A 26,600-nucleotide genomic window follows, 5' to 3' on the forward strand; every position below is an offset into this window, starting at 1 on the left:
CACAGCTATTACCCTCTGCGGACGTTAGTTTTTTGCTTTATGATTAATAAGCGCTCCATAGTCATTGATGGTGCTAAAGGACAGTCCATCGATATTACCCGAATTTTTCAGGGTAAATTGTTGAGACTCGCCAGGGGCGATCATCTTGCCGTTAATCTCAGAGGAGGTACCATTTCCCTGATACCTAATCGTAAAAATAGTGATATTATATTTCGAGCTATTTTGCGCGGTGATATTCTGACCATTTAAATGCCAGTGCAATTTGTCAGGTGCATCGTTGCTGTTACCTGGTAAACCTTCCGGTCGGTAAAATAATTTAATTCGGGTGCGAAATACGACATTCAATTTTTGTTTATTGTAACCACTGTTTTTGTCTTTTGCCGGAACTTCAAGTACATTGAGCCAGTACACCGACTCCTTGTCAGCAGGCAGTGCAGGAGTACCAGTGTAACTGATTCGTATAGTTTGTCCTTTATTAGGGTCTACACGGTTAATCGGTGGTGTTAAAACAAAGGGTACCGATATTTTTTCCGGTGTTTCACCTTCATTGCCAGTATCGATCCAACTTTGAATCAATACTGGCCTTGCATTTTTATTCGTTAAACCAATAGTAACTTCATTTTTACCGCCCTGGTATATAACTCTGGTTCCATCCATGATAATGCTTGCATGATTTTCCTGACTCATCAGCATGCCGATGCTAAATATGCAATATGCCAATGCTTTTTTTTTGCTACAAAATTTCATATAGAGAATGCCTAAGTTAAAAACAGGGGTAATAAAAACCTTATTGGTACATTAACTCATATTGAACGTCGCTTGATACCGCTCCTGATGTTGCAGAACCCAATGAGGAAAAATACTCAACGAAGTACTGCATTTTGGTATCGTCTGTTGGGGTGCTATTAATATTCGTAAAGGTTGTTGTTGATGATTGCAGAGGATCGTTGACCTTAATAGGCTTACGAGCCGAGTCCAGAAGTCTTAACTGCACATTAGTTGCTGGATTGGTTCCAGCTATGTTATTGAGATTACCTTGGTTATCGTCATGAATGCTTTTAAAATTGGCTGCAATTTTGGATTTTGCCGGCGTACCCAACGTACAATTTGATGCCACGATAAAGAAAGGGACCTGGCCCGCAGATGAACCTACACCAGAGAGAGCTGTTTTGGATACCTCATCGAGGGTAATGCTACCTGTCCCGGCATCACCTACTTTTATGCCTTTGTATTCAAGCGAAACATCACATGTCGCATCCGTTATACTTCCGTTAAACGTAATGGTATTCGTTGCTGAGGCATAAGGCAGGTTAATCATGTTTAGTGCCAGAACTGTGCTAATGCATATCGCCGTTGTTGATCTCATATATAAATCTCCACATTTCGCTTATTTAAATACATCTATCTAATCAATCCGATGGGGGTATAAATAAAAATAATATATCATTAATAACTTAGTGGTTCTTTTAATGACATTGAAAATCATATTTCCTATCAGTTTGATGTGGCCTCATTATATGTCACTCTCTGCATTTGTTATCTTTTTTGTTCTTTTTTGGTCATGTTGTCCAATAATGGACTTTGTTAATTTTCAATCTTAAAAAAACGCGGCTACTCACCACTAATATATGGAAGATGTTACAATTTAATTCGATTTGTGAATGTTGGGATTCGAGCTATACTTGTTCAGTATATTCAAAGGGTAAAAAGGAAATGTCATGGACTCTTTTAGTAATGAAAAACCCATTATGCATATAACTGCTATTATTGATGCTATGCTTCCTCACTCAAAACAGTCAGTGTTTGTGAAAAATAGTAAGATCTACTTTAATGATGGTGATTATTGTTATCTGATGACAGAAGGTGAGGCCGTTATCTGTTCAGTTACCAGTCAAAAGATAATTGCCCGCGTAGATGCTCCTTTTATTTTTGGTTTTGGTTTTTTTCAGGGTAGTTATTTGCAAACTACTACTGAATCTATTTTTAATATAATACCAAGTGTTACTATGTTGTCTGTTATCAGGGAGAGAAATCTATGGGAACATATGTACTACAATTCAAGGCGGAACACATATTTTGCCTATAAGCGTGAGAGGATATTAAATGCTTCATCGGCATATCAAATAATCAGTGCGTTGCTGTGTGCTCTAGATGAGGAACGGGATGATGTTCGTTACACCACTCCAGTGGTTACCTACATTCAGGATAATTCATCGCTTTCTCGAAGTGCTATTTATAACATCATTTCAGAATTAAAAAATGGACAGTATATTGAAGTTAAGCGCGGTATCTTGATAAAGCTTAATAAGCTACCAGAAAAATTCTAGAAACAAGTTTTTGCTGTGGTGCAACTCTCTTTTTGTGTTATTGTTTAGCTATAAGTTGTGCATTGATATTAGTATGCCTCTTCTGATGAAGATAGTCCCCTCACTACTCAACTCTGCTAGTGTGTTGTAAATACAACTTCGGGAAAGGGACGCGTTTTCTTGTACATATTGTAATGCGGTAATTGTGTATCGATATTCAATAGGTTCCAGATAGAGTTTTTTTAATAAATTAATAATTATCATTTTCGATGATTTTTGATTCAGAATATGCACCATGGTATAGCAGCGGTTAGCATGCCAGTTTGCAATGTAATACATGTCTTTCCACAGTTTTTTTGTCTCAATAATGTCAATGGCCCTATTGGTTGAGATAACAAAAAATTCAGCATCGGAAAAGGTGTGAATATAGGAATCAGGGTAGTAGTTAAAGCCAAAAATATATGGAGATTTAATTCTGGTGATCATTTTCCCCGTTCCACTTTTCCTGATGGTTACTTCACCAGATGTTAGAAAATAGCATTCATTGTTTTTATTGTTAAAGTGTATAACTTCATTTTCATTAACGATGATTTTTTTTGACGCGCAGGTACAGGCATCAATTATTTTCTGAATGACTGCTGATGGTTTGTTGTTAGTGATATGCATTGCTAAACTATCTCTCTATTTGAGACTTTCATTCAGATATCTCATATTGGATAGTCTGAGAAGTTGTACATAAGATTTCTTTGTCAAACCAAGTTTTCTAATTGCCGAGCAAACATGGTTTTTAACTGTATTTGTTTTTCTTAGGTGAGTAATGTTGCTTGTTGATTTTATGTGCGCGAAAAATAACTTCTGTTCGCTGTATGTCAGGACACTGCGTTCGGTTAACTCATTTGATGAAGGTGTTTGAGGGAACAGAAAATTCCCCATTTTTGTTATTATGTTCTCAACGGAGTCTTTTTGCAGGATGACGCATCCTATTCTTATTTTAAATAGAAATTGATAATCAATTCCTGCAGCACCGATTATAACGATCCTTTTACTGCCAACAATGTTTTTTAACCACAGCATAAAGTCGATGGAATTAGCAGCGGCACTGCCTGATTCTGGCATGCAGATGAAAAGCATGCTGGCCTCAGTGATTAAATGGCTACGCATAGCTTCTTGATAACCCATAGCCTGGCAACGCGTGTAACCGGGATGCTTGTTTGTGAGTGCATTATAAATGCCTTCGCGTTCGAATCGATTATCCGAAATTATCAGTGTGCGCACCATGTTGCTCCTTTATTAGGTACATGTTCCAGTCCTTGTAGAAATAGTATTTTATATTGCGATGCTTTTTCTGGAATCATACGATAATAGACAAGTTGTCTATTATTGGATTTTTTTTGGAAAACCACACAGTGAGCGAGGTGTAAACTTCAACAAGTTCGAGGTTAAGGGGGGGCTGTTACAGCGAGAGCATGCAAGCCTTTAGATTTTGTATCTGTCAGCGGGTAAGGGGGCGTTCAGGACGTTAGGTGTTCATGAGGTCGCCATCCGGCTCATACTGCAGCCAGATGGCGAATTATATGCTGGTACTCACACCAATCAGTTCATACCCAGACGAATCAATTCGAGAGGGGCGTATTTGCCTTCACAACCCTCGATTTCCACTGTTTTCCCGCGGCGGATTTGCTCTGCTGTCAGGCCATCGGAATCAATAGCCTTGATGCGGCCAGTAATACCAGTGTCACTGATCATGACGCGGCTGCCAGTGGTGATTGCGTTACGGTTACGATCGTATGTTTTCATGGTGGTTTCTCCTCTCCAACTTACCGTCAAAGCCCGCGGGCTTTTAGTCCCACGTAACGGGCGCAATATAAATACGCTTCTCGTTCAAGAAATTTTTTGTTTTCGATCAAAATCACAGCTTTTTTTTGGCGGTTCTGAAAAGGGGGAAGAAAGGACGCATAGGCTCACCCCGGAACGAGGTGAGGGAGTGATTAATCTTCGCTAAACCAGTCGCTATTTTCCTGACGAATCAGCTGAACAGATTCGCCGATTTCCTGCAGATGCAGCATCATCGCGCGCTCAACGGCATCGCTGTCATGCTTCTCCAGCGCGGCAAAAATGTCGTGATGCTGACGCAGGAGCATTTCCGGCGGGGAGACGTGATCGAGGCTCATATAGCGAACGCGGTCAATGGTCGCCTTAATATTCTCAACGGTGTCCCAGGCGAGTTGGCACTCGGCTATTAACGCCAGCTTCTGGTGAAATTCATCGTCAAGCTGAAAAAAGTCGTTGATCTGTTTACGCTCAATGGCGATGCGTTGCTGATGCAGATTCTGTTCAAGCTGATAACACTGGTTGTCAGTGATCATCGACGCGGCGCGACGAGCGACGGCGCATTCAATGGCCTGGCGAACAAAGCAACCATTTTGCACCTGCGACAGCGAAATCTTGTTCACGTAACTGCCACGCTGAGGACGGATCTGAATCAGGCCGTTCTCAGCCAGTTTGATGAATGCTTCGCGTACCGGTTGGCGTGAAACATCAAAGCGTACGGAAACCTCTTTCTCCGAAAGTGGTGTACCGGGCGCAATCAGGCACTGCACGATGTCGCGACGAAGAATACGATAAATTTGCTGATTTACCGGCTGGGTAGGGTTGAGCTGCGTTTCTACGGTCATTCATTCTTACTTTTTAGAGAGTTAACCCGAATACTTTATCACTTATTCGGTGGTATCTATACCCGGCACAAGGCCGGGTATAAAAATTAACCCCGGTGAACGCTTAAGCCTGCAAAAGACTGTGCAACAGGCATCATTTCAAGGGTGTTAATGTTGACATGCGCAGGTAATGACGCCACCCACCACACGGCTTCAGTGACATCTTCCGGCGTCAGCGCGGTGGTGTTTTCGTAGGCTTTGACGGCTTTATCATCGTCGCCTTTGAAACGCACGTTAGAGAACTCCGTACCGCCAACCAGGCCCGGTTCAATATCGGTCACGCGCACGGCTGTGCCGTGCAGGTCGGTACGTAAGTTCAGGCTAAACTGGCGAACAAACGCTTTTGTTGCGCCATACACGTTACCTCCGGCATAGGGCCAGCTACCGGCGGTTGAACCGATATTGATAATATGACCACGATTACGTTCGACCATGCCCGGCAGGACGGCACGGGTCATATAAATCAACCCTTTGTTGTTGGTGTCGATCATGGTTTCCCAGTCGTCAACGTTAGCTTTATGGGCCGGTTCAAGACCCAGCGCCAGACCGGCGTTGTTGACCAGAATATCTATGTTGCGCCATTCGGCAGGTAGGGCGGCCAGCATCTCTTCAATTGCGGCACGGTTACGTACGTCAAGTTGTGCGGTATACAGGTTATCGCCCAGCTCGTCTTTCAGCTCTTGCAGACGCTCATGGCGGCGCCCGGTGGCAATAACTTTATGCCCATTCTCAATAAAACGACGCGTAATGCACTCACCAAAACCTGCGGTTGCTCCGGTTACTAAAACGATCATCTCACTGTTCCTCAACGCTTTTTATGTGCTATTACCATACCACGTCAATAAATCGTTTTCAGGAGTGAAAGATGTCGTTAACGAATCCTTTTTTACGTCAAAGCACTTTGCCTTATCAGGCTCCGCCATTTGATCGCATAGACGTGCATCATTACCGTCCCGCGTTTGACGAAGGTGTTCGGCAAAAGCGTGCCGAAATCGACGCCATTGTGCAAAATTCACAGCCCGCAAATTTTGCTAATACGCTGCTGGCACTTGAGCAGAGTGGGGCACTGTTAACGCGCGTCACCAGCATATTCTTTGCCATGACGGCAGCGCATACCAACGATGAATTACAGCGCCTTGATGAAGAGTTTTCTGCTGAGCTGGCGGCGCTGGCGAATGATATTTATCTTAACGCGGCACTTTTTGCGCGCGTAGAGGCCGTCTGGCAACAGCGTGCCGCGTTGGGGCTGGATGCAGAGTCCTTACGGTTGCTGGAGGTCGTCTATCAGCGTTTTGTGCTGGCCGGCGCCGACTTGAATGAAGAAGATAAAGCGCGCCTCAAATTGCTGAACACCGAATCAGCCACCCTGACAAGCCAGTTCAACCAGCGACTGCTGGCGGCGAGTAAATCAGGAGCCCTGGTGGTGGATGATGTCCGCCAACTGGACGGATTAAGTCCGGAAGAGATCGCCATGGCGGCCGTTGCAGCCGGGGACAAAGGACTTCAGGATCGTTGGGTTATCCCGCTGTTGAACACCACGCAGCAGCCTGCGCTTGCTGCGTTACATGACCGGCAGACTCGCGAGAAACTGTTTACCCGCGCATGGACCCGGACTGAAAATAACGATGCCAACGATACGCGAGCGATCATTCAACGGCTGGTGGAAATCCGAATGCAGCAGGCGAAGCTACTCGGTTTTTCTCATTATGCGGAGTGGAAAATTGCCGACCAAATGGCAAAAACTCCGCAGGCGGCGCTCACTTTTATGCGCGCTATCGTTCCGGCTGCGCGTCAGAGAGTCCATGATGAACTGGCTGAAATCCAAAAAGCTATTGATAAAGAACAGGGGGATTTTAGCGCGCAGGCCTGGGACTGGGCCTATTATGCCGAACAGGTTCGCCGTGAAAAATATGCTCTTGATGAGGCACAGCTTAAACCCTATTTTGCGTTAGATACGGTACTGAACGACGGTGTGTTCTGGACGGCAAACCAGCTCTATGGCATTACATTTATCGAACGTTTCGACATCCCGGTTTACCACCCGGATGTGCGGGTATGGGAAATTTTTGACCACGACGGTACGGGTCTGGCGTTGTTCTACGGTGATTTCTTTGCCCGGGAATCAAAGAGCGGTGGCGCATGGATGGGGAATTTTGTTGAGCAATCGATGCTTAACGAAACCAGGCCGGTTATTTACAACGTCTGTAACTACCAAAAACCTGCCCAGGGAAAGCCCGCCTTGCTGCTGTGGGATGACGTCATTACGCTGTTCCATGAGTTTGGACACACCTTACACGGCCTGTTTGCCAACCAACGTTATGCGACGCTTTCGGGGACGAATACTCCGCGTGATTTCGTTGAATTTCCTTCACAAATTAATGAACACTGGGCGAGTCATCCACAGGTCTTTGCCCGCTACGCTCGCCATGTTGAAACCGGGGAAAGAATGCCTCAATCGCTGCAGGATAAGATGCAGCGGGCCAGTTTGTTTAACAAGGGCTACGATATGACCGAGTTGCTTAGTGCCGCATTACTGGATATGCACTGGCACACGTTGGAAAACGGCGAGAGGACATTGTCAGTAGCAGAATTTGAGCAGTGTGCGCTGACTGCGGAAGGGCTGAATATTTCTGCTGTGCCGCCGCGCTATCGCAGCAGTTATTTTGCTCATATCTTTGGCGGCGGCTATGCGGCAGGTTATTACGCTTATCTGTGGACGCAAATGCTGGCAGACGATGGCTATCAGTGGTTTGTCGAACACGGCGGGTTAACCCGTGAGAACGGCCAGTATTTTCGTGAGACAATCCTCTCACGCGGTAATAGTGCAGATTTGCATGGTCTGTATCCCGCATGGCGTGGGCGTGAACCAGAAATTAATGCAATGCTGCGTAACCGGGGATTAGAACAGTAACCGAGATAATACGGTCAGCTTACTATCTGACCGTATTGCCGGTGGCCGAGACTGTGGCATATTAATTACTATTAATAAATTTACATAAGTTTTCTTTATAGCCGCTAAACTATTGTACATCGGCAATACTCACACAGGGAAAGGATTCGTGATGATGAGAAGAACAGCGGAAATAGATTCAATCTTGATTGAATTGAATAACTCGATTGACGCTCACTATAAATGGTTAGTCAAAATGTTTCACTGCGTGGTGTCATCTGACGTCTCTCAGGCGGATATTTCGGGCAAGCATTCTCATTGTGCCTGTCAATTCGGACAGTGGCTTAACCAGCGCCTGGTACCGGATGACGAAGATTATAGCTATTTGAGTAAGATAAATGCGGCCCATGAAAAAATGCATTTATTTGGTAAGGAGTTGCTATTGGCAATAGTGGGAGAGCGCAGCCAGTCATGGCAATTCGACAGCTTTCAGGATGCGCTACTGGCCTTTACGTCGGCGGTAATGGACTACAAAATATATTTACTGACTATTCGCAGTAATATCGATGCCTTAACCGGCCTGCCAGGCAGAAGAATGTTGGATGAATCGTTCGATCAGCAGTTACTTGACGCTGAACCGCTTAATTTATATTTATTATTGTTAGATATCGATCGGTTTAAACACGTCAATGACACCTACGGTCATCTGGTTGGTGATGTGGTACTACGCAGTCTGGCATCGAATTTATTGTCATGGACACGTTACGATGAGGTCGCGTATCGCTACGGTGGCGAAGAGTTCATTATTCTGCTCAAAACAAAAACAGACGAGCAGGCATGTCTCGCCGGGTTGCGCCTGTGTCATCTTATTGAGCAAAAAAAGATCCCTTACCCGCAGGGGGAGTTAGGCATTACGGTAACGGCTGGTCTCACCAGGGTACATCAGGGGGAAACACTGGATACGGCGCTCGGGCGTGCTGACAGAGCTATGTATGCAGGGAAACAGACCGGCAGAAACCGCTGTATGTTTATGGATAAACACGAGCAGGTCACGCGGGTTGGCGCCAACGATCGAATAACGACACAGGTGTGAACGTGAGTTTTGTTGATGTGATTCCATTTCGTTTAACGTTCATTGGGGTTGCGGATGATATGTTGGCTCACTATCCGTTATCTGTGCAGGGAATTGCCTGATAGCGTATAAAGCAAAACACAAATCTATCCATGCAAGCATTTACCGCTGGTCTATCCGGCGGTTTTTTTTGCCTGTCGTTCAGGCCTTCTTTGTGTTTGGACGCTGTGGGAACATGCAAAAAAATGGCCCCTTGCGCAGTGATGCAGCAAGGGGCCGGTTCGGTTCAGGACTATCGTCGTTCATCAATCATCCCATCTGTGGCTAAAATAGGCGGCCAGAAAGCCAGAAAATAAAATTACTCCCAGAACGGCCATAAAAACGTTCATATTACCCAGCATTATCTATGCTCCTTTATTTGTGAGTTTCCTCTCTTACCTTAATTTCACCTCGTTAAGAACTATAGTAGCAATTTAACCTTAAACAAAGGTTGAACCAGGCAATTATTTCGTCTGAAAGGTAAAGTTATAGCGTTTTTTGGCAACAGGAAATAAATAAGGATGTCAAAATATGCTGACGACATTACTAAGAAAAGCGACAGAACTGTTTATGCTCTGTCGCCAGAATAACTAGCAGACGGCGGGCTGGGTCCACGGTTTAGCCCGCATGCCTTTTAGCATCAGTGCCCAAGCCAGAATGATGGCAATCATCAGTACCACAAACAGCGACCAGGAAGGCAGGGTTGTCAGAATAATGCCGCTGACTAGCGGGTTAAACGCTGCACCGAGCCAACCCAGAGATTGGGCGGAGAAATAGCTCGCTTTCATCCCCGCAGGGGCAATATTGTCGATAAGCATATATTCGCCCGGTGCGTAAATGATTTCGCCAACAGTAAAAAACGCCGCGGAAATACCCCACATCAGCAGGCTGTTTCCGGAAAAAATAAAACCCACCAAACCCAGTACAAAGAATAGCGTTCCGCCAGCCATTAACGGACGAATGTTGGTGCTGGAAAGGCGTCGTCCGATGGCATATTGCAATGTAACCACCATCGCCGCGTTGACGGGCAGGACTACAGCCACTACTTTTTCTGCGAAATCACCGTCAGCAACCACCATCACGTACTGAGAAATGCACGACGCAAATGCGCCGCCGACAAACGAGGCCAGAAACGCTGACAGGGTAAACCAGCATAATGCCTTATCACGCAGCAGTATCGAGGGCGACCAGACGGAGGCATTTAGCCCTTCAGATGGCGTTGCCGAACGCTTTACCCAGGTCTGGATAAACACCAGCGGGAAGGCTGAACAAAGCGCTGCCAGCCAGAACGGCAGATTGATACTTTGCATCACCAGCAGCGTGCCGAGCGGCGGACCCACGGTCCAGCCAATGTTCAATACCGTGTAGTTAAGCGAGAAAATTTTGGTCTTATTGGTGGCGGAGAGATTATCGGCAAACCAGGCCTTCAACACCGTGGCAAAGACAGAGTAGGCGCAGTTGATCAGGGCAAAAAGCAGCACGACCACGATCACGTTATGCACCAGCGGAATTGCAATAAAGCCGGAGGCAAAACCGGTAATCGCCAGCAGCATATAGCGTTTTTTATCGAACTTATCGGCCAGAATACCGAAGCCCAGGCTGAAGATAACGCCAATGGTCAGGGCGACCGTCATGGCATAACCAATCAAATCGACGCTCAGGCCGTACTGACGGTTGAGATAGATGGTCATGAACGGGAGCGTAGCACCCCGGCCGATCGTCAGTAATAGTGAGGAGGCGAGTAACGCGAAAGTGGATTTTCTCAGAGTGGTGTTCATTTTCCTGCCCGACAATGCATGTTGTTATGTTTTTATTAAATTTCAGACAGAAATAGCATGGCAAAAGTGTGATGTATACTCAAAAAGTTGTCATAAAATGCCCAGTTAGCCCTACCTGAATTAATGATCTGTTTCCAGGCGATGATTTCCGTTACTTTAACTTGTTTACAAAAATTTAATAATTGCAGGGGCGGGGAATGTCACGTAAAGACGGTTTGTTAGCACTACTTGTCGTGGTGGTGTGGGGGCTAAATTTTGTCGTCATCAAAGTGGGTCTGCACAATATGCCGCCGTTGATGCTGGCAGGGCTACGCTTTTTGCTGGTGGCGTTTCCGGCTATTTTCTTTGTTGCCCGACCGAAAATCCCTCTTTCACTGCTGCTCGGTTATGGCCTGACCATCAGCTTCGGGCAGTTCGCATTTCTGTTTAGCGCGATTAAATTTGGCATGCCCGCTGGACTGGCGTCGCTGGTATTGCAGGCGCAGGCATTTTTCACCATTATCCTGGGCGCATTCGCTTTCAGTGAGCGTCTACAGGGTAAGCAACTGGTTGGCATCGCGCTGGCGGTGTTCGGCGTGCTGGTGCTGATTGAAGCCAGTCTGAATGGGCAGCATGTGGCGATGCTTGGCTTCATGCTGACGTTGGCCGCAGCGCTGAGCTGGGCCTGCGGTAATATCTTCAACAAGAAAATAATGCAGCATGAATCCCGTCCGGCAGTCATGTCGCTGGTGGTGTGGAGTGCATTAATCCCGATAGCGCCGTTCTTTCTGGCATCGCTAATCCTTGATGGCTCAGAACAAATAGTAAATAGCCTTGTTGCTATCGATATGACCACTATCCTTTCGCTGGTCTATCTGGCATTTGTGGCGACAATAGTGGGGTATGGTATATGGGGAACGCTACTGGGGCGCTATGAGACCTGGCGTGTGGCTCCGCTGTCGTTGTTAGTGCCGGTTGTTGGGCTGGCGAGTGCGGCAGTGTTACTGGATGAAACGCTAAGTGGGCTGCAACTTATCGGCGCGCTGTTGATTATGGCGGGGCTGTACATCAACGTCTTTGGTTTTCGTTTGCGCAGGATTGCACGGGCACGAGGCTAACATAAACCCCGCCGTAACGGGGTATCATGGCTTACAAACTGCGCATATTGTAATAAGGCACGCCCAGCTCGTCAGATTTATCGCTGCCTGCACCCATGTGATTAAAATCAAACGGAGACTGCTCCTGCGCGGGTGGCATAATCATCGCGTCGCGATTATTGGGCACTATGGGCTGCGCGGTTTGTTCCGCCATGCTCTGGCCCGAAACAACAAGCAGCAGGGCCAGCATTGCAGATGACAGAAGTTTCATGATTTCCTCGGTTACGTCTTTATCAGGCGATTAGCAGTTACATTGATTCAGCGGATGCAAATACCGGGATTCGCCGTGCATATTTGTCATACGGTACTTATGGGGGGGCACATCAAAATAGTTTTTGAAGGTCCGGGTCAGCGTTTGCTGAGACTCAAAGCCGTAACGCTCCGCCAGATAGAGGATCGGCTCGTTACTTTCTTTTAATTTCTGCGCTATTTCTGTCATTTTGCGGCTGCGGATATATTGACCTAACGAATGGCCGGTTTCTTTTTTAAACATCCGTTGCAGGTGCCATTTGGAGTAACCTGAACGCTCCGACACTTTTTCCAGTGAGAGCGGCGATTCAAGGTTATTTTCGATCCAGTCCAAAATGCTATGAATGGTGATCGTGTCAGTATTGCGTCTGGACATCGTCATACCTCTTTCTGTTTACGGCAGGATTTTCTTAAGCAAATGCTCAAGCGTTGCCACTTCGTCCGCCGTTAAGTTTTTTGTTAGTTCCTGGTGCAGGTCTTGCCCGACTAATTGATGGCACTGCTCGCAAATTGTCGCGCCATGCTCGGTGAGCTTCACCAGCACGCCACGTTTGTCATGTGGATTAGGAAGTCTTTCCACCCAGCCTTTACAGGCCAGTCTGTCGAGCATTCGCGTCAGGGCACCAAGATCGACAGACAGCACTTTTTTCAATTCGACAGGGGTAATGCACACCGCGCAGCGGATGGAGCAAAGCACCTTAAATTGCGATGCCGTGATATCCAGCGGTGACAGATAGTCGTTTAGCAAACGATCTTTTTTCTGATTAACCATATAGATCAAACGGCCCAGTGGGATGATTTCGTTGAACAGATCACTGGTGTTTTTCACAATGGTTGCCCTGGCAAGTAGTTAGTCACGGCTGATATTATTGCTTAGGCAAATATAAGTCAAATGAATGGGTTGGCAAATGCCACGTTTTGCTAAAACATCAGTACCTGGTTAATCGCACTTTCTTTCAATATTTTGATTACAAAGGCTTATACGTAGAGGCGAAAAATGAATCCTTACATCGCTAAAATGGCTTAAGCGGGTGTTTTCACCGTATACTTGCCGTTGACGATTAATGCACAGGAAAGATGACATTATGATGGATTTGTTTAAGGCCATAGGTCTGGGACTCGTTGTCCTGTTACCGTTGGCGAACCCGTTAACAACAGTGGCGTTGTTCCTCGGCCTTGCTGGCAATATGAACAGCGCAGAGCGTAACCGTCAGTCATTAATGGCGTCTGTCTATGTGTTTGCCATCATGATGGTGGCGTACTATGCCGGACAGGTGGTGATGAACACCTTTGGGATTTCGATTCCCGGATTGCGTATTGCGGGTGGGTTAATCGTTGCGTTTATCGGCTTTCGGATGCTTTTCCCGCAGCAAAAAGCGCATGATTCTCCGGAAGCGAGAAGTAAGACCGAAGAGCTTGCAGACGAACCGACGGCCAATATTGCCTTTGTCCCACTGGCAATGCCAAGCACTGCCGGTCCGGGTACTATTGCGATGATCATCAGTTCGGCGTCAACCGTGCGTCAGGGCTCAGAGTTTCCTGACTGGGTTATCATGGTCGCGCCACCGATTATCTTTGCGGTGATCGGGATTATTCTGTGGGGCTGCCTGCGTAGCTCTGGCGGGATCATGCGTCTGGTCGGTAAAGGGGGGATTGAAGCGATTTCCCGTCTGATGGGTTTTTTGCTGGTGTGTATGGGCGTGCAGTTTATTATTAACGGCGTGTTGGAAATTATTAAAACCTACGCGTAAAACCTGCGTTTTAAAAAGGGCCCGGTATTGTCTCCCGGGCCTTTTTTATGGCTAGTTAGGCTGTTCTTCCAGCGCGACCGGCCATTTGCGAAAGATAATCACGGACCATATCAGCGCAGCCAGCGCCGGCACTGCACCAATGTAACCGATTGTTGACATCGACCAATGCAAACTGACCTGATTTCCCACCAGCGCGCCCGCACCGATACCAATATTAAAGATACCGGAGAACAGCGCCATGGCGACGTCGGTGGCATCTGGCGCTAACGCCAGGACTTTCACCTGCATCCCCAGACCTATCACCATAATGGCAACACCCCAGAAAATACTCAGTACGGCAAGATGCATCTCGCTGTCTGCGGCTGGTAAAAGCAGCACCAGGCACACCGTCAGAAGCGCAATAGCCGCGCTTATCAGCCCTGAAGCGTACTGATTACCCAGCTTGCCAAAGATGATGCTGCCAATGATGCCCGCTGCACCCAGAACCAGTAACAGCACGGTAGCAAAGTTGGCGCTCAGTCCGGCGACAGTCTGAACAAAGGGTTCTATATAGCTGTAAGCTGTGTAGTGCGCGGTCACCACAATCACTGTTAGCAAATAAATACTGGTCAGTGCCGGGCGGCGAAACAACAGCGGCAGGCTTTTTAATGAACCTGAATGTTCGCTGGGTAGTTTTGGCAGCAGTTTAATCAGGCAGAGCAGGGTGACTAACGCGGCAACGCCGATTGCGAAGAAGGTCGTGCGCCAGCCAAAATACTGACCGACGATACGCCCGATAGGCAGTCCTAACACCATGGCCAGCGCGGTCCCGGTGGCAATCAGACTTAACGCCTGTGCGCGTTTACCCGCAGGCGCTAGCCGAATGGCTAACGACGCGGTAATCGACCAGAAAATGGCGTGTGCAAAGGCAATACCAATACGGCTAATGACCAGCACGGTAAAGTTCCATGCCAGGAAAGAGAGCACATGACTGGTGATAAACAATACGAAAAGGCAAATCAGAAGTTTGCGCCGTTCCACCTGGCTGGTAAGCAGCATAAACGGCAGTGACATCAGGGCAACGACCCAGGCATAGATGGTCAGCATGATCCCGACCTGCGCCGTTTGCATACCAAAGCTTTGCGCGATGTCGGAGAGCAAACCGACGGGAACAAACTCCGTGGTATTGAAAATAAAAGCGGCAATAGCCAGCGTGACGACCCGTAGCCACGCGACCTTGCGGGAAACAGTGTGTGTTGTCATATCAAATAAATTGGATTAGCTGCGAAAAGGTGAGGTCACGATCTTAAAACGGTTATTGGTGAAAATACAATCATTTCGTGATTCAAATCACATTTTTGTAGATGATACCGGGAAAGGAGGGCCGGGTGAGCTTGGGTCACCCGAGGCCAATTAATCTACATTCTGCGCCAGTTGAGGGGGCAACACCTCAATAAACGCTTCCAGCTGTCGCGTCATCGCTCCCCGACGCCAGACCAGCCACGTATTGAGCCAGCGCCACTTTTCGCTCAGCGGCCAGGCGTTAACCTGATGATGTCCCGGCATGCTTTCCAGCATCGAACGCGGTATCAGCGCTATTCCCGCCCCGGCAATCACGCAGGCGAGCATGCCGTGATACGACTCCATTTCGTGAATTGTACCTGGCATTGCGCGGTCGGCGTGAAACCAACTTTCAAAATGACGACGGTAAGAGCAGTTCGCGCGAAAGGCATAAATACTACAGCCGTTGACGTCACTGGCCCGCTGTATCGGTGCGTGCCCGTGGGGGGTAACAATCATCATCTCTTCACGATAGATCGGCATGCCTTCCAGTCCTGGATGGGTAATCGGGCCATCGACAAAAGCAGCGTTCAACGTCCCTTCCAGTACGCCATCCAGCATAGTGCCTGAAGGACCGGTTGCCAGAGCAAACTGAATTTTTGGATAACGCCGATTATATTCAGCCAGCGTCGCGGGAATGCGTACGGCCGCAGTGCTTTCCAGCGAACCGAGAGAGAACAGTCCCTGAGGCTCATCGCCTGCGACGACCATGCGTGCTTCCTCTACCAGGGCAAGGATCCGCTGGCTATAGCGCAGAAAATTGTGTCCGGACGGGGAAAGTCGCAGGCGCTGGTTTTCACGAATAAACAGATCGACGCCAAGGTCGGCTTCAAGCTGGCGAATACGCGTGGTGAGATTGGATGGTACACGATGCACCTTCGCGGCGGCCTGCGTAATGCTGCCGGTTTCCGCCACCGCATTGAACATTTCCAGTTGCGTGAGATCCATTATTTTTCTCTATTCGTGAATGGTGTAGTTAATATTATTCATTTTTCAGAAAGAGTAAATATGCTCATGATATGACCATACCCTGCAAAAAGAGAGACAGCTATGACCATCACATCAGCAACACATGCGATTTCCGTCAATCCTGTGAACGGCGAAAGGTTAACGGCGATGCCGTGGGCTAGTCGGGATGAGATTGCCCATGCGCTTGATCTGGCCGCCAGTGGATTTAATGAATGGAAACATACCACCGTGGCACATCGGGCACAGATGCTGCGCAAGGTTGGGTACGCTCTGCGTGAGCGTGCGGAAGAGATGGCGCAGTGTATCTCGCGGGAAATGGGTAAACCGATTAAACAGGCACGTGCAGAAGTGGCGAAATCCGCGGCGCTGTGTGACTGGTATGCAGAGCATGGACCTTTGATGCTTAATACTGAGCCAACGCAGGTGGAGAACAACCAGGCGGTGATTGAATATCGTCCTCTGGGCACTATTCTGGCTGTGATGCCGTGGAACTTCCCGCTGTGGCAGGTCATGCGCGGCGCAGTGCCTATTTTACTGGCCGGGAACGGTTATCTGTTAAAGCATGCACCTAACGTAACCGGATGTGCCGGTATTATTGCGCAGGCGTTTGCCGATGCCGGTATCCCGCAGGGGGTGTATGGCTGGGTGAATGCCGATAATGCCGGGGTTAGCCAGATGATCAACGATCCGCGTATTGCGGCCGTTACGGTTACCGGGAGTGTGCGAGCCGGGGCGGCAATTGGCGCTCAGGCGGGGGCGGCGCTGAAGAAATGCGTGCTTGAGCTGGGCGGTTCCGACCCGTTTATTGTGCTTAACGATGCCGACCTCGATCTGGCCGTGAAAGCGGCAGTCGCCGGTCGTTATCAGAATACCGGGCAGGTTTGTGCGGCAGCGAAACGTTTTATTGTTGAGGAAGGGATTGCGGCAGAATTTACTCGGCGTTTTGTGGCGGCAGCCAGCGCGCTAAAAATGGGCGATCCTCTGCATGAGGAAAACGATCTTGGCCCAATGGCGCGTGTTGATTTGCGTGATGAACTGCATCAGCAGGTTGAGACCTCGCTGGCGCAAGGGGCAAAGTTGTTACTTGGTGGCGAAAAAATTTCCGGTAAAGGGAACTACTATGCCATCACGGTTCTCGGTGATGTAACGCCTGAAATGACCGCTTTCCGCCAGGAGTTGTTCGGTCCAGTGGCGGCAATTACCGTCGCGAAGAACGCAGAGCATGCGTTAACCCTGGCGAATGATAGCGATTTTGGCTTGTCGGCAACGATTTTCACCGCCGATGAGATGCTGGCGCAGAATATGGCCGCACGCCTGGAATGTGGTGGGGTGTTTATCAATGGTTACAGTGCCAGTGACGCACGCGTCGCGTTTGGCGGGGTGAAGAAAAGCGGCTTTGGCCGGGAGCTTTCACACTTTGGCCTGCATGAGTTTTGTAATGTGCAGACCGTCTGGAAAAACCGTATTTAATCTTCAGGGTGTCCCCACACGGGACACTCGTCCACTCATATCGTCTGTGTCCTGACGCGGTGCATTCAGCTCTGTTATACTCGCAGGCCTTTCAGACCTGCGAGCAAGGAGCATGTTGTGGCCAGGGCCATGGACAATTCAATCTTAGAAACCATTGTGCAGCAGGTTCGCCCGCTGATCGGTCAAGGGAAAGTCGCTGACTACATCCCCGCATTAGCTTCCGTTGATGGTTCCAAACTGGGTATTGCCATTTGCACCGTTGATGGTCAGCACTATCAGGCGGGCGATGCGCAAGAACGTTTTTCAATTCAGTCGATCTCGAAGGTGCTCAGTCTGGTGGTGGCGATGCGTCATTATCAGGAAGATGAGATCTGGCAGCGTGTAGGCAAAGATCCTTCAGGACATCCGTTTAATTCTCTGGTACAGCTGGAAATGGAGCAGGGAATACCACGCAACCCGTTTATTAATGCCGGGGCGCTGGTGGTTTGCGACATGTTGCAGGGGCGTCTGAGTGCCCCACGTCAACGCATGCTCGAAGTCGTACGGGCGCTAAGCGGTGTGCCGGATATCGCCTATGATGCGACAGTTGCCCGCTCTGAGTTTGAGCATTCGGCGCGTAATGCGGCCATTGCCTGGCTGATGAAATCCTTTGGTAATTTTCAACATGATGTTGCCACCGTTCTGCAAAACTACTTTCACTACTGTGCGCTGAAGATGAGCTGCGTGGAGCTGGCGCGTACCTTTGTCTTTCTGGCTAATCAGGGGCATGCCTTTCATCTCAATGAGCCGGTAGTCACGCCGATGCAGGCCCGACAAATTAATGCGCTGATGGCGACCAGTGGTATGTACCAGAACGCCGGTGAATTTGCGTGGCGAGTAGGGCTGCCGGCAAAATCCGGGGTGGGTGGCGGTATCGTGGCGATCGTGCCGCATGAGATGGCGATAGCGGTCTGGAGCCCGGAACTGGATCCAGCAGGGAATTCACTGGCAGGTATTGCGGTCCTGGAGCAGTTGACCCAACAGCTGGGGCGCTCGGTTTACTGATGAACTCGCTCGAACCTCTTTTTTCCCGACTAGCGAAATCGAGTTTTCGTTCGCGGTTTCGCCTCGGTGACAAAGAACGACGTTATTGTATAGAGAAAGGCGCGCCGGTGATTAAACAACATGCTGCCGATTTTATTGCTAAACGCCTGGCGCCTGCCTTCCCGGTCAATGACGGTAAGCAGACGCCAATGCGCGGGCATCCGGTGTTTATTGCCCAGCACGCGACGGCAACCTGCTGTCGCGGGTGTCTGGCAAAATGGCATGATATTCCGCAAGGGCAGGCGCTAAGTGCAGAACAACAACGTTACGTTGTCACGGTGATTTATCACTGGATAGTACGCCAAATGAATCAGCCATAGATAACACAATCCTATGATAAGACCCCTTGTGTTGCGAAAAAGTTAAACGCACTATCAAGGGGTTAATCTAAGGAGAAAAACATGGCTTCTGTTACACCCTGCGTCGTGCTCAGCGCACAACAAATTCTGTCGAGAATCGACGAACTTTGCGACATCCTCGAACAGTGCGTGAATGACGGCGCATCTGTGAGTTTTATACACCCCTTCAACCGTGATAAGTCACTGCCGTTCTGGACCGGCGTCGCGCAAAGCGTCGTCCGTGGCGAGAAAATTGTGCTGGCGGCTGAGAACGCGAAAGGTACCCTGGTAGGGACCGTTCAACTTATTATCGATCAACCTGAAAACCAGCCGCATCGTGCCGACGTCGCCAAATTACTGGTGCATCCGTCTGCACGACGGACAGGTATCGCCAGGGAACTGATGAACGCGCTGGAAACGTGTGCGCGTCAACAGCGTAAAACCATGCTGGTGCTCGACACGGCCACCGGTAGCGGTGCGGAGTTGTTCTACCACAATTGTGGCTGGCAAAAAGCTGGCATGATCCCCGACTACGCCCAAATGCCGGACGGAACGCTGACGGGCACCACACTTTTCTATAAATCACTGTAATTTGTTACCGGGGATTGATCAAAACAGGGTTTCAAGGTATTAAAGTTTGCTAACCTATTGGACCAATTCAATCAGGTTGTATGACTAATCAAAAAGGGAACCCATTGTGCAAACACTAAATCGTCGCGATTTTCCCGGTGCTCACTATCCTGAACGCATCATTCAGTTTGGTGAAGGAAACTTCCTGCGCGCCTTTGTTGACTGGCAAGTTGATTTACTGAATGAACATACCGATCTGAATTCTGGTGTGGTCATTGTTCGTCCTATCGAAAGTACATTTCCGCCATCACTGAGCACGCAGGATGGTCTCTACACCACCATCATTCGTGGTCTGAATGAAAAGGGCGAGGCCGTCAGCGACGCGCGTTTAATTCGCTCGGTTAACCGTGAAATCAGCGTTTATAGCGAATACGATGAGTTCCTGAAACTGGCGCATAACCCTGATATGCGTTTTGTTTTCTCCAATACAACGGAGGCCGGCATTAGTTATCATGCGGGTGACAAGTTCGACGATGCGCCTGCGGTAAGCTATCCGGCCAAGTTGACCCGCCTGCTGTTTGAGCGTTATAGCCATTTTGACGGCGCGCTGGATAAAGGCTGGATAATCGTTCCTTGCGAACTGATTGATTACAACGGCGATGCGCTGCGTGAACTGGTGCTGCGTTACGCGCAGGAGTGGGCGTTGCCGGACGCGTTCGTACAGTGGCTGGACAAGGCTAACGCATTTTGTTCTACGCTGGTGGACCGCATCGTTACCGGTTACCCACGTGACGAAGTGGCCATGCTGGAAGCCGAGCTGGGTTATCATGATGCCTTCCTCGATACTGCAGAGCACTTCTACCTGTTTGTGATTCAGGGGCCGAAGTCATTAGCGACTGAACTGCGTCTGGACAAATATCCGCTGAATGTACTGATTGTTGATGATATTAAACCGTACAAAGAGCGTAAAGTTGCCATCCTTAATGGTGCGCACACCGCGCTGGTGCCGGTAGCCTACCAGGCAGGGCTAGACACGGTGGGTGAGGCGATGAATGACGCAGAGATTTGCGCTTTTGTCGAAAAAGCCATCTATGAAGAGATCATTCCGGTGCTGGATTTACCGCGTGATGAGCTGGCATCGTTCGCCAGCGCGGTGACCGGACGTTTCTGCAACCCGTACATCAAGCATCAGCTTTTGTCGATTGCACTGAACGGAATGACTAAATTCCGCACGCGTATTTTGCCGCAGTTGCTGGCAGGGCAGCAGGCCAATGGTCAATTGCCGGCGCGTCTGACGTTTGCGCTGGCGGCGCTGATTGCTTTCTATCGTGGCGAGCGTAACGGTGAGTCTTATCCGGTTCAGGATGATGTGCACTGGATTGAGCGCTTCCAGCAATTGTGGAGCCAGCACCATGATCGTCAAATAAGTACGCAAGCGTTGGTGCGCTCGGTTCTGGCGGTCAACGAGCACTGGGAGCAGGATCTGACACAGGTTCCCGGACTGGTAGAACAGGTTTCAGCCGATCTGGATTCAATTCTGTCCCAAGGCATGCGCGAAGCCGTTAAGCCACTGTGCTAAAACAGTCACCCGGTTTAGGCCGGGTTTTTTATAACTCTTAATTAGTTACAACATACAATGTGTTTCCCTAATTCAATCGCCGTCTGCACTATAGTGCTCGTTTATTCAGGCAGATAAAAAGGGGGGATTTAGTGCCGTGAGGTGCTTGCAACATTGATCGCGATCACGTTTAATGGCGCGGCTTTCACATTTTTCGAAGATAACCATGATTGTTCGACCTCAACAACACTGGCTACGCCTGATTTTCGTCTGGCATGGTTCAGTTTTATCGAAGATTTTCTCGCGCCTGCTGCTGAACTTTCTGCTTTCCATTGCCGTTATTATCATGCTGCCGTGGTATACGATGCTGGGTATAAAATTTACCCTGGCGCCATTTAGCATTCTTGGCGTTGCCATTGCTATCTTTTTAGGTTTCCGCAACAACGCGTGCTATTCGCGCTACGTTGAGGCTCGACACCTGTGGGGACAATTGATGATTGCCTCCCGTTCTCTGCTGCGTGAAGTTAAAACCACGTTGCCGGACGATGGTGAATTGGGGCAGTTTGTACGCCTGCAAATTGCATTTGCTCACTGCTTGCGCATGACTTTGCGTCGCCATCCTCAGGCAGGACCGCTGGCGAAGTATCTCAGCGCATCAGACTTGCAAACTGTCTTTGCCTGCCAATCGCCGGCCAACCGTATCCTGCTGTTGATGGGCGAGTGGTTAGCCGTGCGCAGGCGTAATGGCGAGCTATCTGATATATTATTTCACAGTTTAAACAACAGGTTAAATGATATGTCGGCGGTGCTTGCAGGTTGTGAGCGGATTGCTAATACACCGGTGCCATTTGCCTATACCTTGATCCTGCATCGTACGGTCTATCTGTTTTGTATCATGCTGCCATTCGCGTTAGTGGTGGATTTGCACTACATGACGCCGTTCATTTCCGTGCTGATTTCATATACGTTTATTTCTCTCGACACACTGGCAGAAGAGCTTGAAGACCCGTTCGGTACAGAGAATAACGACTTGCCGCTGGATGCGATTTGTAATGCGATTGAAATTGATTTACTACAAATGAATGATGAAACGGGTGTTCCCGCCAAACACATGCCCGATAAGCATTATCAGCTGACTTAACAGAATCAGTTTTCGCAATGTGCTTTTTGCCACCAGGCCGGCTTCATATCGGAAAAAGAGTGAAACTCTGGCGCCAGATCATCATCATCCGCTTCGTCAAACCCTCCGGCCAGCAGTGCAATAATCGGGGCGTCATCAATGGCGCCCACGGAGCTACCACACTGCGGGCAAAAGGCTCTGCTGGATGTTTCTGAAGAACGCCAGGTCGCAGGCCGACCTGCAGTGCCTGTCCATTCTACATTTCCGGCATTAAACTCAATCCATACCACGGTAGGTGCGCCCGTATGCTTGCGGCAAATATCACAGGAACAGGTGTGTGAATTATTAGCATTCGTCGCGGTAAAACGAATTGAACCACACAAGCAACCGCCAGAAAAGATTTTGGACATGACGACTCTCGTTAGCGAAATGTTTGCAAACATTAGCAGATGACTCGGACAATCACTAGAATCTCATCTAAAAAAGGCGAGGGTGCGCATAGATGAAAAGTGATAAAAATCAGCCATTATTGTATAGGGGCCAATATTGCGTTATACGGGCTTAAAAATCACGTTTGGCAACAATAAATAAGCGCGGAAATGCCAAAAGGATTTTACCGTTTTCCTGAAGAGGATATTGCACCTGCAAAAGTTCATGATAACGAGCCAGATACTTTCGCTGTTCACTTTCACTCAGATCCTGCAACCAAGGGCGTAAGCCGGTCGCACTAACCCAGTCAATAATAGACTGATGCGAATCCATAATGTGATAATAGGTCGTACGCCAGATATCAACGTCACAGCCAGCTTCAGTCAAAATATCATAATAGGCATGCACACCGGGAAGCGGCGCGCGGCCCCGATCAGGATAACCCTGTTCATAAGCAACTTCTCGCATCAAAATATGTGTCGGCTCCAGCCAGTTATCAGGCATTTGCACAGCAAGCACGCCGTTACGATTCAGCTGCGAGACAAGATATGGGAATAATTCATAGTGGTCTGGTACCCACTGCAATGACGCATTTGCATACAGGAGATCCAGTGGTTGTTCCGTCTTGAACGTGCTGATATCTGCCTCGATAAAATGGCAATTTGGCAATGCTACACGCGCTTCGTCGAGCATATTGGGTGATGAGTCCACGCCTGTTATTTTGGCCATAGGCCAACGTTGATGTAGTAATGACGTGCTGTTTCCCGGACCACAGCCCAGATCGGCGACTAAGCGGACATTTTCCAGAGCCACTCTACGCAGTAGTTCCGCTGCGGGTCTTGAACGTTCACTGCCATATTGCAGATAAAGTGCAGGGTTCCAGTCAGCCATGTAGGTGTCTCCAGTGTGAGATGGGATCGCATTGATTCTTTAGGTTAAGCGTACGACATTATGGGCGTATTTGCTGAAGCGGGAAGGGCGCAATAAAGTCTTCAACGTCATAGAATGACGCTAAGTGATAATGCAAAAATGATGTAAGGAATGAAATATGCTCGAAACATCAAGACTCATTTTAAGACAGTGGGAAATAAAAGATATGGCGGCGTTTGCCGACTTGAATGCAGATCCAGATGTGATGCGCTTCTTTCCAGCCCCGTTGACAAAACAGGAGAGCGACAGCCTGGCGGAGAGGTTCAGCGAAGGAATCGAACAACGCGGCTGGGGGTTTTGGGCCGTTGAGTCCAAAGAAACACATGAATTTGTAGGTTGTGTCGGTTTGCATCCGCAGCCTGATAAATTTCCATTTTCTCCCTGTACCGAAATTGGTTGGCGGCTCAGCAAAACATACTGGCATCAAGGATTAGCCATGGAGGCCGCCGAAGTCTGTCTGGAATATGCGTTTGCGACTCTGGCATTAAATGAAGTCGTATCGTTTACATCGGTACTCAACAAACCTTCAGAACGCTTAATGAAGCGACTTGGTATGGTAAAAATGGATACGTTTCCGCATCCGGCACTACCGACAAGCCATCGGCTTTCCCAACATGTTCTGTATCGAATTCAGCCAGATTCTGTATTGGATAATTTTTAGAGTCGGGAAAAGAATCAGTATCAACTTGAGCTGGCATATTGTGAGCAGGATGCCGGGCAAAATAACCGTGGTGGAGTCATCATTATAAGATGGCGAGTGTATAGGATGGGGAGCAGCATTGAAGAAGAACTTTCAGAGTTCACCAGTGACCAAGGAAAGAAAGCATGACCGTAAATCATCAGATTTTCCCCGTTCTCACGCTGGTGCGCATAATGTATATTATGTTAAATCATGTTGATTGTTAACTTACTTCATGAACTTAGATGGCTCGCATAAAATCATAGGGTTAAGCCCCCTCTTAATCTTTAGTTTGCTGGCGTTATGTTTAAGAGCTATTTTCTTCATATCCACGAACCTCTCTGAGGATGTCTCAGATGTATGTACTTGACCAGTTGAGCGTTGCTCCTAACCGGCGACTTTGGACATTGGTTGACACCACTACTAACTTACCGCTTCTGTTTCCACTTCTCTTTCTCATTGATCGCTTAGCTTCACGTTCCGAATCCACGCAGTCATCTACGCTACAAGCTCTAAAGTTTTTTTATGAGTACTGGTATCAAAAACATGATGTCACTTTCTGTTTGAGCTTCCAATTGTCTGGATACAATCCTTCGATTGCGGTTAGTGAGCTTGAAGCATTTCTTCATTATCTTGAATCAGGAAAGCTTATGTTGCCTACACTCGGATATGCAGTAATTAGCAAGCACAATACTAATATAAATCATGTACATGCAGTCTGCCGTTTTATAAACTATCTGATCAATACTTACGTTTCTCCTCGTTATATGGATGGCACCCCAAAAGAGCTTTCTCGTTATGCTTTACAATTATCCAAGCGTTTGTCGACCTATCGTTCTGATTTTCGACCCAGCAAGCAAAAGCATTCACACAAACATTTTAATAGCCTTACAGCAGACATGGTCAGGAGATTTTATGAGATTATTAGACCAGAATCGTCTTTCAAGCCAAATCCTCTTAATCCCTTCCCTGCTGGAGAAGTTCAATTCAGAAATTATTTAATCTGTCGTCTTCTTTTGAATTATGGTTTGCGAGTAAGTGAATTGCTCCTGTTAGAAAAACACTCAATTAAACCTAACATCCAAGGCGGACAATTCAGTATCATAGTGACGTCTGTAGATGATGATGTCAGAGATCCAAGAAAACGATTGCCATCATTAAAAAACTCATGGGCGCATCGAGTTTTAGCGTTAGACATAAATGATTACAACCACTTGAAAATATACATTGATAAAATAAGTAAAAATACCTCTCATAACTTCATATTCACATCAACAAAAAGTAACTTGCCTCCTCTATCATATCACTCTATATATGATATTTTCTCAAAAATTGATTGTGTATTTAAAAAAGAGTACCCGCAATTCAGTGATGAAAAAAATATTGATTCTGTAGTTAGCATAACACCACACGTAACTCGCCATACATGGGCTTATTTGATCTTAAAGAGAATTTATGCTGCTAAATATCAGTCTGTTATGAGAAATTGCAAGCTTGCCGGAGTTGATTTCGCTATTGCAGGTCTGATGAGTGAAGCTAAAGATGAGCTTCGTCTTTTAGGTGGATGGAGTCATAATAGCCGCATGCCAGAATTTTATGCCCGGCGTTTTCTTTCTGAGCGAGCTAATTTTTCCAATGTCACACGAATTGCCGCTGACTCCTCAGAGGATGAATTTTTTTCATTGATACATCAAGCGTTTGGGGAGGTTATCAAATGAATAAAATCCCAGCAATAGAAAGCGAAGATAAGCATGTCTTTTTTTCACGTGAACAAATGATACAAATAAAAAGTCTCTACATCCCTTCAAAAATCCACTTAAGGTCAGCTGATGTTTTTGATGACAAGAATATATTTGCAGAGACTAATGATTGGGTGTTCCATTACTCAGGTAGCCAGTCACACATTAATTTCAAAACGGATGATTACACGACTAAACTAATTAAGTATATATTATACCGTTATGCATCATCAAAATCTCCTGGGACTATTTATCGTGTGCATCGCGCATGGCTAGACGCAATTGAATATGTTTCGAAGCAAGGAATGTTTAACTTTAAATTGTTAAGCTCTTTCCTTGAAAAAGAAAGCTTATTGCCGACTTATTTTTTCTGTATTGTTTTTGGTCTGAAAATTCTTTGTGTAGATGAATTTCCGGGTTTTACTTTAGATGACTACGAAGACCTTGAATTGATCCCTCG

Annotated in this window: 29 protein-coding genes and 1 pseudogene; 14 read left to right on the plus strand and 16 right to left on the minus strand. The window is 47.6% G+C overall.

Annotated elements, in window-relative coordinates; genetic code table 11:
* Window positions 1-24 precede the first annotated feature (24 nt).
* On the minus strand, window positions 25-747 hold the full coding sequence (locus IMQ48_RS05250; RefSeq protein WP_196208174.1) for a fimbria/pilus periplasmic chaperone: 723 nt from the start codon (window positions 745-747) through the stop codon (window positions 25-27).
* 40 nt (window positions 748-787) lie between these two features.
* On the minus strand, window positions 788-1,318 hold the full coding sequence (locus IMQ48_RS05255) for a fimbrial protein (RefSeq protein WP_196208175.1): 531 nt from the start codon (window positions 1,316-1,318) through the stop codon (window positions 788-790).
* Between the two features lie 400 nt (window positions 1,319-1,718).
* Here IMQ48_RS05255 and IMQ48_RS05260 point away from each other — a divergent pair, with 400 nt between their 5' ends.
* Window positions 1,719-2,327 carry a helix-turn-helix domain-containing protein gene (locus IMQ48_RS05260; RefSeq protein ID WP_196208176.1) on the plus strand — a complete coding sequence of 203 codons (609 nt, stop codon included), beginning with the start codon at window positions 1,719-1,721 and terminating at the stop codon, window positions 2,325-2,327.
* A 48-nt stretch (window positions 2,328-2,375) separates the two neighbouring features.
* Here IMQ48_RS05260 and IMQ48_RS05265 read toward each other — a convergent pair whose 3' ends face one another.
* The 5 genes from IMQ48_RS05265 to ydfG form a co-directional block, all read right to left on the minus strand.
* A complete protein-coding gene (locus tag IMQ48_RS05265; RefSeq protein WP_196208177.1) occupies window positions 2,376-2,972 on the minus strand; it encodes a helix-turn-helix domain-containing protein in 597 nt (198 codons plus the stop codon).
* Between the two features lie 15 nt (window positions 2,973-2,987).
* Window positions 2,988-3,584, minus strand: coding sequence for a hypothetical protein (locus IMQ48_RS05270; RefSeq protein ID WP_196208178.1), 597 nt, complete (start codon window positions 3,582-3,584; stop codon window positions 2,988-2,990).
* Window positions 3,585-3,899: 315 nt separating this feature from the next.
* The gene (gene ydfZ, locus IMQ48_RS05275) at window positions 3,900-4,103 is read right to left on the minus strand and encodes a putative selenium delivery protein YdfZ (RefSeq protein WP_096757090.1); all 204 of its coding nucleotides are present in this window, start codon (window positions 4,101-4,103) and stop codon (window positions 3,900-3,902) included.
* Between the two features lie 191 nt (window positions 4,104-4,294).
* Window positions 4,295-4,981, minus strand: a complete 687-nt coding sequence (locus IMQ48_RS05280; RefSeq protein WP_196208179.1) for a GntR family transcriptional regulator — start codon at window positions 4,979-4,981, stop codon at window positions 4,295-4,297.
* Window positions 4,982-5,067: 86 nt separating this feature from the next.
* The gene (ydfG, locus tag IMQ48_RS05285; RefSeq protein WP_096757088.1) at window positions 5,068-5,814 is read right to left on the minus strand and encodes a bifunctional NADP-dependent 3-hydroxy acid dehydrogenase/3-hydroxypropionate dehydrogenase YdfG; all 747 of its coding nucleotides are present in this window, start codon (window positions 5,812-5,814) and stop codon (window positions 5,068-5,070) included.
* A 71-nt stretch (window positions 5,815-5,885) separates the two neighbouring features.
* Between ydfG and dcp the strand changes: the two genes are divergently transcribed.
* Together dcp and IMQ48_RS05295 are read left to right on the plus strand one after the other, a co-directional pair.
* Complete coding sequence (gene dcp / locus IMQ48_RS05290) at window positions 5,886-7,931, plus strand: peptidyl-dipeptidase Dcp (RefSeq protein ID WP_196208180.1); 2,046 nt, start codon at window positions 5,886-5,888, stop codon at window positions 7,929-7,931.
* Window positions 7,932-8,082: 151 nt separating this feature from the next.
* Entirely contained in the window at window positions 8,083-9,003 is a 921-nt protein-coding gene (locus IMQ48_RS05295) for a diguanylate cyclase (protein WP_196208181.1), read from the plus strand.
* Window positions 9,004-9,287: 284 nt separating this feature from the next.
* Here the strand turns inward: IMQ48_RS05295 and mgtS are convergent, their stop codons facing one another.
* Both mgtS and ydeE read right to left on the minus strand, forming a co-directional pair.
* Window positions 9,288-9,383, minus strand: coding sequence for a protein MgtS (mgtS, locus tag IMQ48_RS05300; protein WP_181820289.1), 96 nt, complete (start codon window positions 9,381-9,383; stop codon window positions 9,288-9,290).
* A gap of 228 nt (window positions 9,384-9,611) precedes the next feature.
* Entirely contained in the window at window positions 9,612-10,799 is a 1,188-nt protein-coding gene (gene ydeE / locus IMQ48_RS05305) for an efflux MFS transporter YdeE (RefSeq protein ID WP_196208182.1), read from the minus strand.
* A gap of 197 nt (window positions 10,800-10,996) precedes the next feature.
* Between ydeE and eamA the strand changes: the two genes are divergently transcribed.
* Window positions 10,997-11,896 carry an O-acetylserine/cysteine exporter gene (gene eamA, locus IMQ48_RS05310; protein ID WP_196208183.1) on the plus strand — a complete coding sequence of 300 codons (900 nt, stop codon included), beginning with the start codon at window positions 10,997-10,999 and terminating at the stop codon, window positions 11,894-11,896.
* Window positions 11,897-11,927: 31 nt separating this feature from the next.
* Here the strand turns inward: eamA and marB are convergent, their stop codons facing one another.
* From marB to marR, 3 genes are read right to left on the minus strand one after another with little or no spacing between them, the layout of a single operon-like run.
* Entirely contained in the window at window positions 11,928-12,146 is a 219-nt protein-coding gene (marB, locus tag IMQ48_RS05315; protein WP_196208184.1) for a multiple antibiotic resistance protein MarB, read from the minus strand.
* Window positions 12,147-12,176: 30 nt separating this feature from the next.
* Complete coding sequence (marA, locus tag IMQ48_RS05320; RefSeq protein ID WP_138140554.1) at window positions 12,177-12,560, minus strand: MDR efflux pump AcrAB transcriptional activator MarA; 384 nt, start codon at window positions 12,558-12,560, stop codon at window positions 12,177-12,179.
* An 18-nt stretch (window positions 12,561-12,578) separates the two neighbouring features.
* On the minus strand, window positions 12,579-13,013 hold the full coding sequence (gene marR, locus IMQ48_RS05325) for a multiple antibiotic resistance transcriptional regulator MarR (RefSeq protein ID WP_196208185.1): 435 nt from the start codon (window positions 13,011-13,013) through the stop codon (window positions 12,579-12,581).
* Window positions 13,014-13,269: 256 nt separating this feature from the next.
* On the opposite strand from marR, the gene IMQ48_RS05330 reads away from it, so the two are divergent.
* Entirely contained in the window at window positions 13,270-13,935 is a 666-nt protein-coding gene (locus IMQ48_RS05330; RefSeq protein WP_196208186.1) for a MarC family NAAT transporter, read from the plus strand.
* Between the two features lie 51 nt (window positions 13,936-13,986).
* Here the strand turns inward: IMQ48_RS05330 and IMQ48_RS05335 are convergent, their stop codons facing one another.
* Window positions 13,987-15,177 (minus strand): sugar transporter, encoded by a 1,191-nt coding sequence (locus IMQ48_RS05335; protein WP_196208187.1) that lies wholly within the window; start codon window positions 15,175-15,177, stop codon window positions 13,987-13,989.
* Between the two features lie 150 nt (window positions 15,178-15,327).
* The gene (locus IMQ48_RS05340) at window positions 15,328-16,203 is read right to left on the minus strand and encodes a LysR family transcriptional regulator (RefSeq protein WP_196208188.1); all 876 of its coding nucleotides are present in this window, start codon (window positions 16,201-16,203) and stop codon (window positions 15,328-15,330) included.
* 102 nt (window positions 16,204-16,305) lie between these two features.
* Between IMQ48_RS05340 and sad the strand changes: the two genes are divergently transcribed.
* From sad to IMQ48_RS05370, 6 genes are all read left to right on the plus strand, one after another.
* A complete protein-coding gene (gene sad, locus IMQ48_RS05345; RefSeq protein ID WP_196208189.1) occupies window positions 16,306-17,694 on the plus strand; it encodes a succinate-semialdehyde dehydrogenase in 1,389 nt (462 codons plus the stop codon).
* 117 nt (window positions 17,695-17,811) lie between these two features.
* Window positions 17,812-18,738 (plus strand): glutaminase B, encoded by a 927-nt coding sequence (glsB, locus tag IMQ48_RS05350; protein ID WP_196208190.1) that lies wholly within the window; start codon window positions 17,812-17,814, stop codon window positions 18,736-18,738.
* Entirely contained in the window at window positions 18,738-19,097 is a 360-nt protein-coding gene (locus IMQ48_RS05355; RefSeq protein WP_196208191.1) for a DUF4186 domain-containing protein, read from the plus strand. The genes glsB and IMQ48_RS05355 overlap by 1 nt, the downstream gene beginning before the upstream one ends.
* A gap of 81 nt (window positions 19,098-19,178) precedes the next feature.
* Window positions 19,179-19,706 (plus strand): GNAT family N-acetyltransferase, encoded by a 528-nt coding sequence (locus IMQ48_RS05360; RefSeq protein ID WP_196208192.1) that lies wholly within the window; start codon window positions 19,179-19,181, stop codon window positions 19,704-19,706.
* A gap of 106 nt (window positions 19,707-19,812) precedes the next feature.
* The gene (locus tag IMQ48_RS05365) at window positions 19,813-21,264 is read left to right on the plus strand and encodes a tagaturonate reductase (RefSeq protein ID WP_196208193.1); all 1,452 of its coding nucleotides are present in this window, start codon (window positions 19,813-19,815) and stop codon (window positions 21,262-21,264) included.
* Window positions 21,265-21,469: 205 nt separating this feature from the next.
* Window positions 21,470-22,384 carry a bestrophin family protein gene (locus IMQ48_RS05370; RefSeq protein ID WP_304520331.1) on the plus strand — a complete coding sequence of 305 codons (915 nt, stop codon included), beginning with the start codon at window positions 21,470-21,472 and terminating at the stop codon, window positions 22,382-22,384.
* Between the two features lie 5 nt (window positions 22,385-22,389).
* On the opposite strand, the gene IMQ48_RS05375 is transcribed toward IMQ48_RS05370, so the two are convergent.
* Window positions 22,390-22,773: a GFA family protein gene (locus IMQ48_RS05375; protein ID WP_196208195.1), complete on the minus strand. Its 384-nt coding sequence runs from the start codon at window positions 22,771-22,773 to the stop codon at window positions 22,390-22,392.
* Window positions 22,774-22,924: 151 nt separating this feature from the next.
* Window positions 22,925-23,683: a trans-aconitate 2-methyltransferase gene (gene tam, locus IMQ48_RS05380; protein ID WP_196208196.1), complete on the minus strand. Its 759-nt coding sequence runs from the start codon at window positions 23,681-23,683 to the stop codon at window positions 22,925-22,927.
* Window positions 23,684-23,840: 157 nt separating this feature from the next.
* Between tam and IMQ48_RS05385 the strand changes: the two genes are divergently transcribed.
* The 3 genes and pseudogenes from IMQ48_RS05385 to IMQ48_RS05395 form a co-directional block, all read left to right on the plus strand.
* A complete protein-coding gene (locus IMQ48_RS05385) occupies window positions 23,841-24,383 on the plus strand; it encodes a GNAT family N-acetyltransferase (protein WP_196208197.1) in 543 nt (180 codons plus the stop codon).
* Between the two features lie 374 nt (window positions 24,384-24,757).
* A complete protein-coding gene (locus IMQ48_RS05390) occupies window positions 24,758-26,119 on the plus strand; it encodes a site-specific integrase (protein ID WP_101806136.1) in 1,362 nt (453 codons plus the stop codon).
* Window positions 26,116-26,600, plus strand: a pseudogene (locus tag IMQ48_RS05395) (site-specific integrase); the annotation flags it as partial. The gene IMQ48_RS05390 and the pseudogene IMQ48_RS05395, both read left to right, overlap by 4 nt.

This window comes from Citrobacter sp. Res13-Sevr-PEB04-36 (assembly GCF_015672735.1).
Classification (GTDB): domain Bacteria; phylum Pseudomonadota; class Gammaproteobacteria; order Enterobacterales; family Enterobacteriaceae; genus Citrobacter.

Excerpts from the sequence above, each read along its gene's own strand:
- IMQ48_RS05250 (WP_196208174.1), bottom strand. The coding sequence starts at position 747 with ATGAAATTTTGTAGCAAAAAAAAAGCATTGGCATATTGCATATTTAGC.
- IMQ48_RS05255 (WP_196208175.1), bottom strand. The coding sequence starts at position 1,318 with ATGATTAACCTGCCTTATGCCTCAGCAACGAATACCATTACGTTTAAC.
- IMQ48_RS05260 (WP_196208176.1), top strand. The coding sequence starts at position 1,719 with ATGGACTCTTTTAGTAATGAAAAACCCATTATGCATATAACTGCTATT.
- IMQ48_RS05265 (WP_196208177.1), bottom strand. The coding sequence starts at position 2,972 with ATGCATATCACTAACAACAAACCATCAGCAGTCATTCAGAAAATAATT.
- IMQ48_RS05270 (WP_196208178.1), bottom strand. The coding sequence starts at position 3,584 with ATGGTGCGCACACTGATAATTTCGGATAATCGATTCGAACGCGAAGGC.
- ydfZ (WP_096757090.1), bottom strand. The coding sequence starts at position 4,103 with ATGAAAACATACGATCGTAACCGTAACGCAATCACCACTGGCAGCCGC.
- IMQ48_RS05280 (WP_196208179.1), bottom strand. The coding sequence starts at position 4,981 with ATGACCGTAGAAACGCAGCTCAACCCTACCCAGCCGGTAAATCAGCAA.
- ydfG (WP_096757088.1), bottom strand. The coding sequence starts at position 5,814 with ATGATCGTTTTAGTAACCGGAGCAACCGCAGGTTTTGGTGAGTGCATT.
- dcp (WP_196208180.1), top strand. The coding sequence starts at position 5,886 with ATGTCGTTAACGAATCCTTTTTTACGTCAAAGCACTTTGCCTTATCAG.
- IMQ48_RS05295 (WP_196208181.1), top strand. The coding sequence starts at position 8,083 with ATGATGAGAAGAACAGCGGAAATAGATTCAATCTTGATTGAATTGAAT.
- mgtS (WP_181820289.1), bottom strand. The coding sequence starts at position 9,383 with ATGCTGGGTAATATGAACGTTTTTATGGCCGTTCTGGGAGTAATTTTA.
- ydeE (WP_196208182.1), bottom strand. The coding sequence starts at position 10,799 with ATGAACACCACTCTGAGAAAATCCACTTTCGCGTTACTCGCCTCCTCA.
- eamA (WP_196208183.1), top strand. The coding sequence starts at position 10,997 with ATGTCACGTAAAGACGGTTTGTTAGCACTACTTGTCGTGGTGGTGTGG.
- marB (WP_196208184.1), bottom strand. The coding sequence starts at position 12,146 with ATGAAACTTCTGTCATCTGCAATGCTGGCCCTGCTGCTTGTTGTTTCG.
- marA (WP_138140554.1), bottom strand. The coding sequence starts at position 12,560 with ATGTCCAGACGCAATACTGACACGATCACCATTCATAGCATTTTGGAC.
- IMQ48_RS05330 (WP_196208186.1), top strand. The coding sequence starts at position 13,270 with ATGATGGATTTGTTTAAGGCCATAGGTCTGGGACTCGTTGTCCTGTTA.
- IMQ48_RS05335 (WP_196208187.1), bottom strand. The coding sequence starts at position 15,177 with ATGACAACACACACTGTTTCCCGCAAGGTCGCGTGGCTACGGGTCGTC.
- IMQ48_RS05340 (WP_196208188.1), bottom strand. The coding sequence starts at position 16,203 with ATGGATCTCACGCAACTGGAAATGTTCAATGCGGTGGCGGAAACCGGC.
- sad (WP_196208189.1), top strand. The coding sequence starts at position 16,306 with ATGACCATCACATCAGCAACACATGCGATTTCCGTCAATCCTGTGAAC.
- IMQ48_RS05355 (WP_196208191.1), top strand. The coding sequence starts at position 18,738 with ATGAACTCGCTCGAACCTCTTTTTTCCCGACTAGCGAAATCGAGTTTT.
- IMQ48_RS05360 (WP_196208192.1), top strand. The coding sequence starts at position 19,179 with ATGGCTTCTGTTACACCCTGCGTCGTGCTCAGCGCACAACAAATTCTG.
- IMQ48_RS05370 (WP_304520331.1), top strand. The coding sequence starts at position 21,470 with ATGATTGTTCGACCTCAACAACACTGGCTACGCCTGATTTTCGTCTGG.
- IMQ48_RS05375 (WP_196208195.1), bottom strand. The coding sequence starts at position 22,773 with ATGTCCAAAATCTTTTCTGGCGGTTGCTTGTGTGGTTCAATTCGTTTT.
- tam (WP_196208196.1), bottom strand. The coding sequence starts at position 23,683 with ATGGCTGACTGGAACCCTGCACTTTATCTGCAATATGGCAGTGAACGT.
- IMQ48_RS05385 (WP_196208197.1), top strand. The coding sequence starts at position 23,841 with ATGCTCGAAACATCAAGACTCATTTTAAGACAGTGGGAAATAAAAGAT.
- IMQ48_RS05390 (WP_101806136.1), top strand. The coding sequence starts at position 24,758 with ATGTATGTACTTGACCAGTTGAGCGTTGCTCCTAACCGGCGACTTTGG.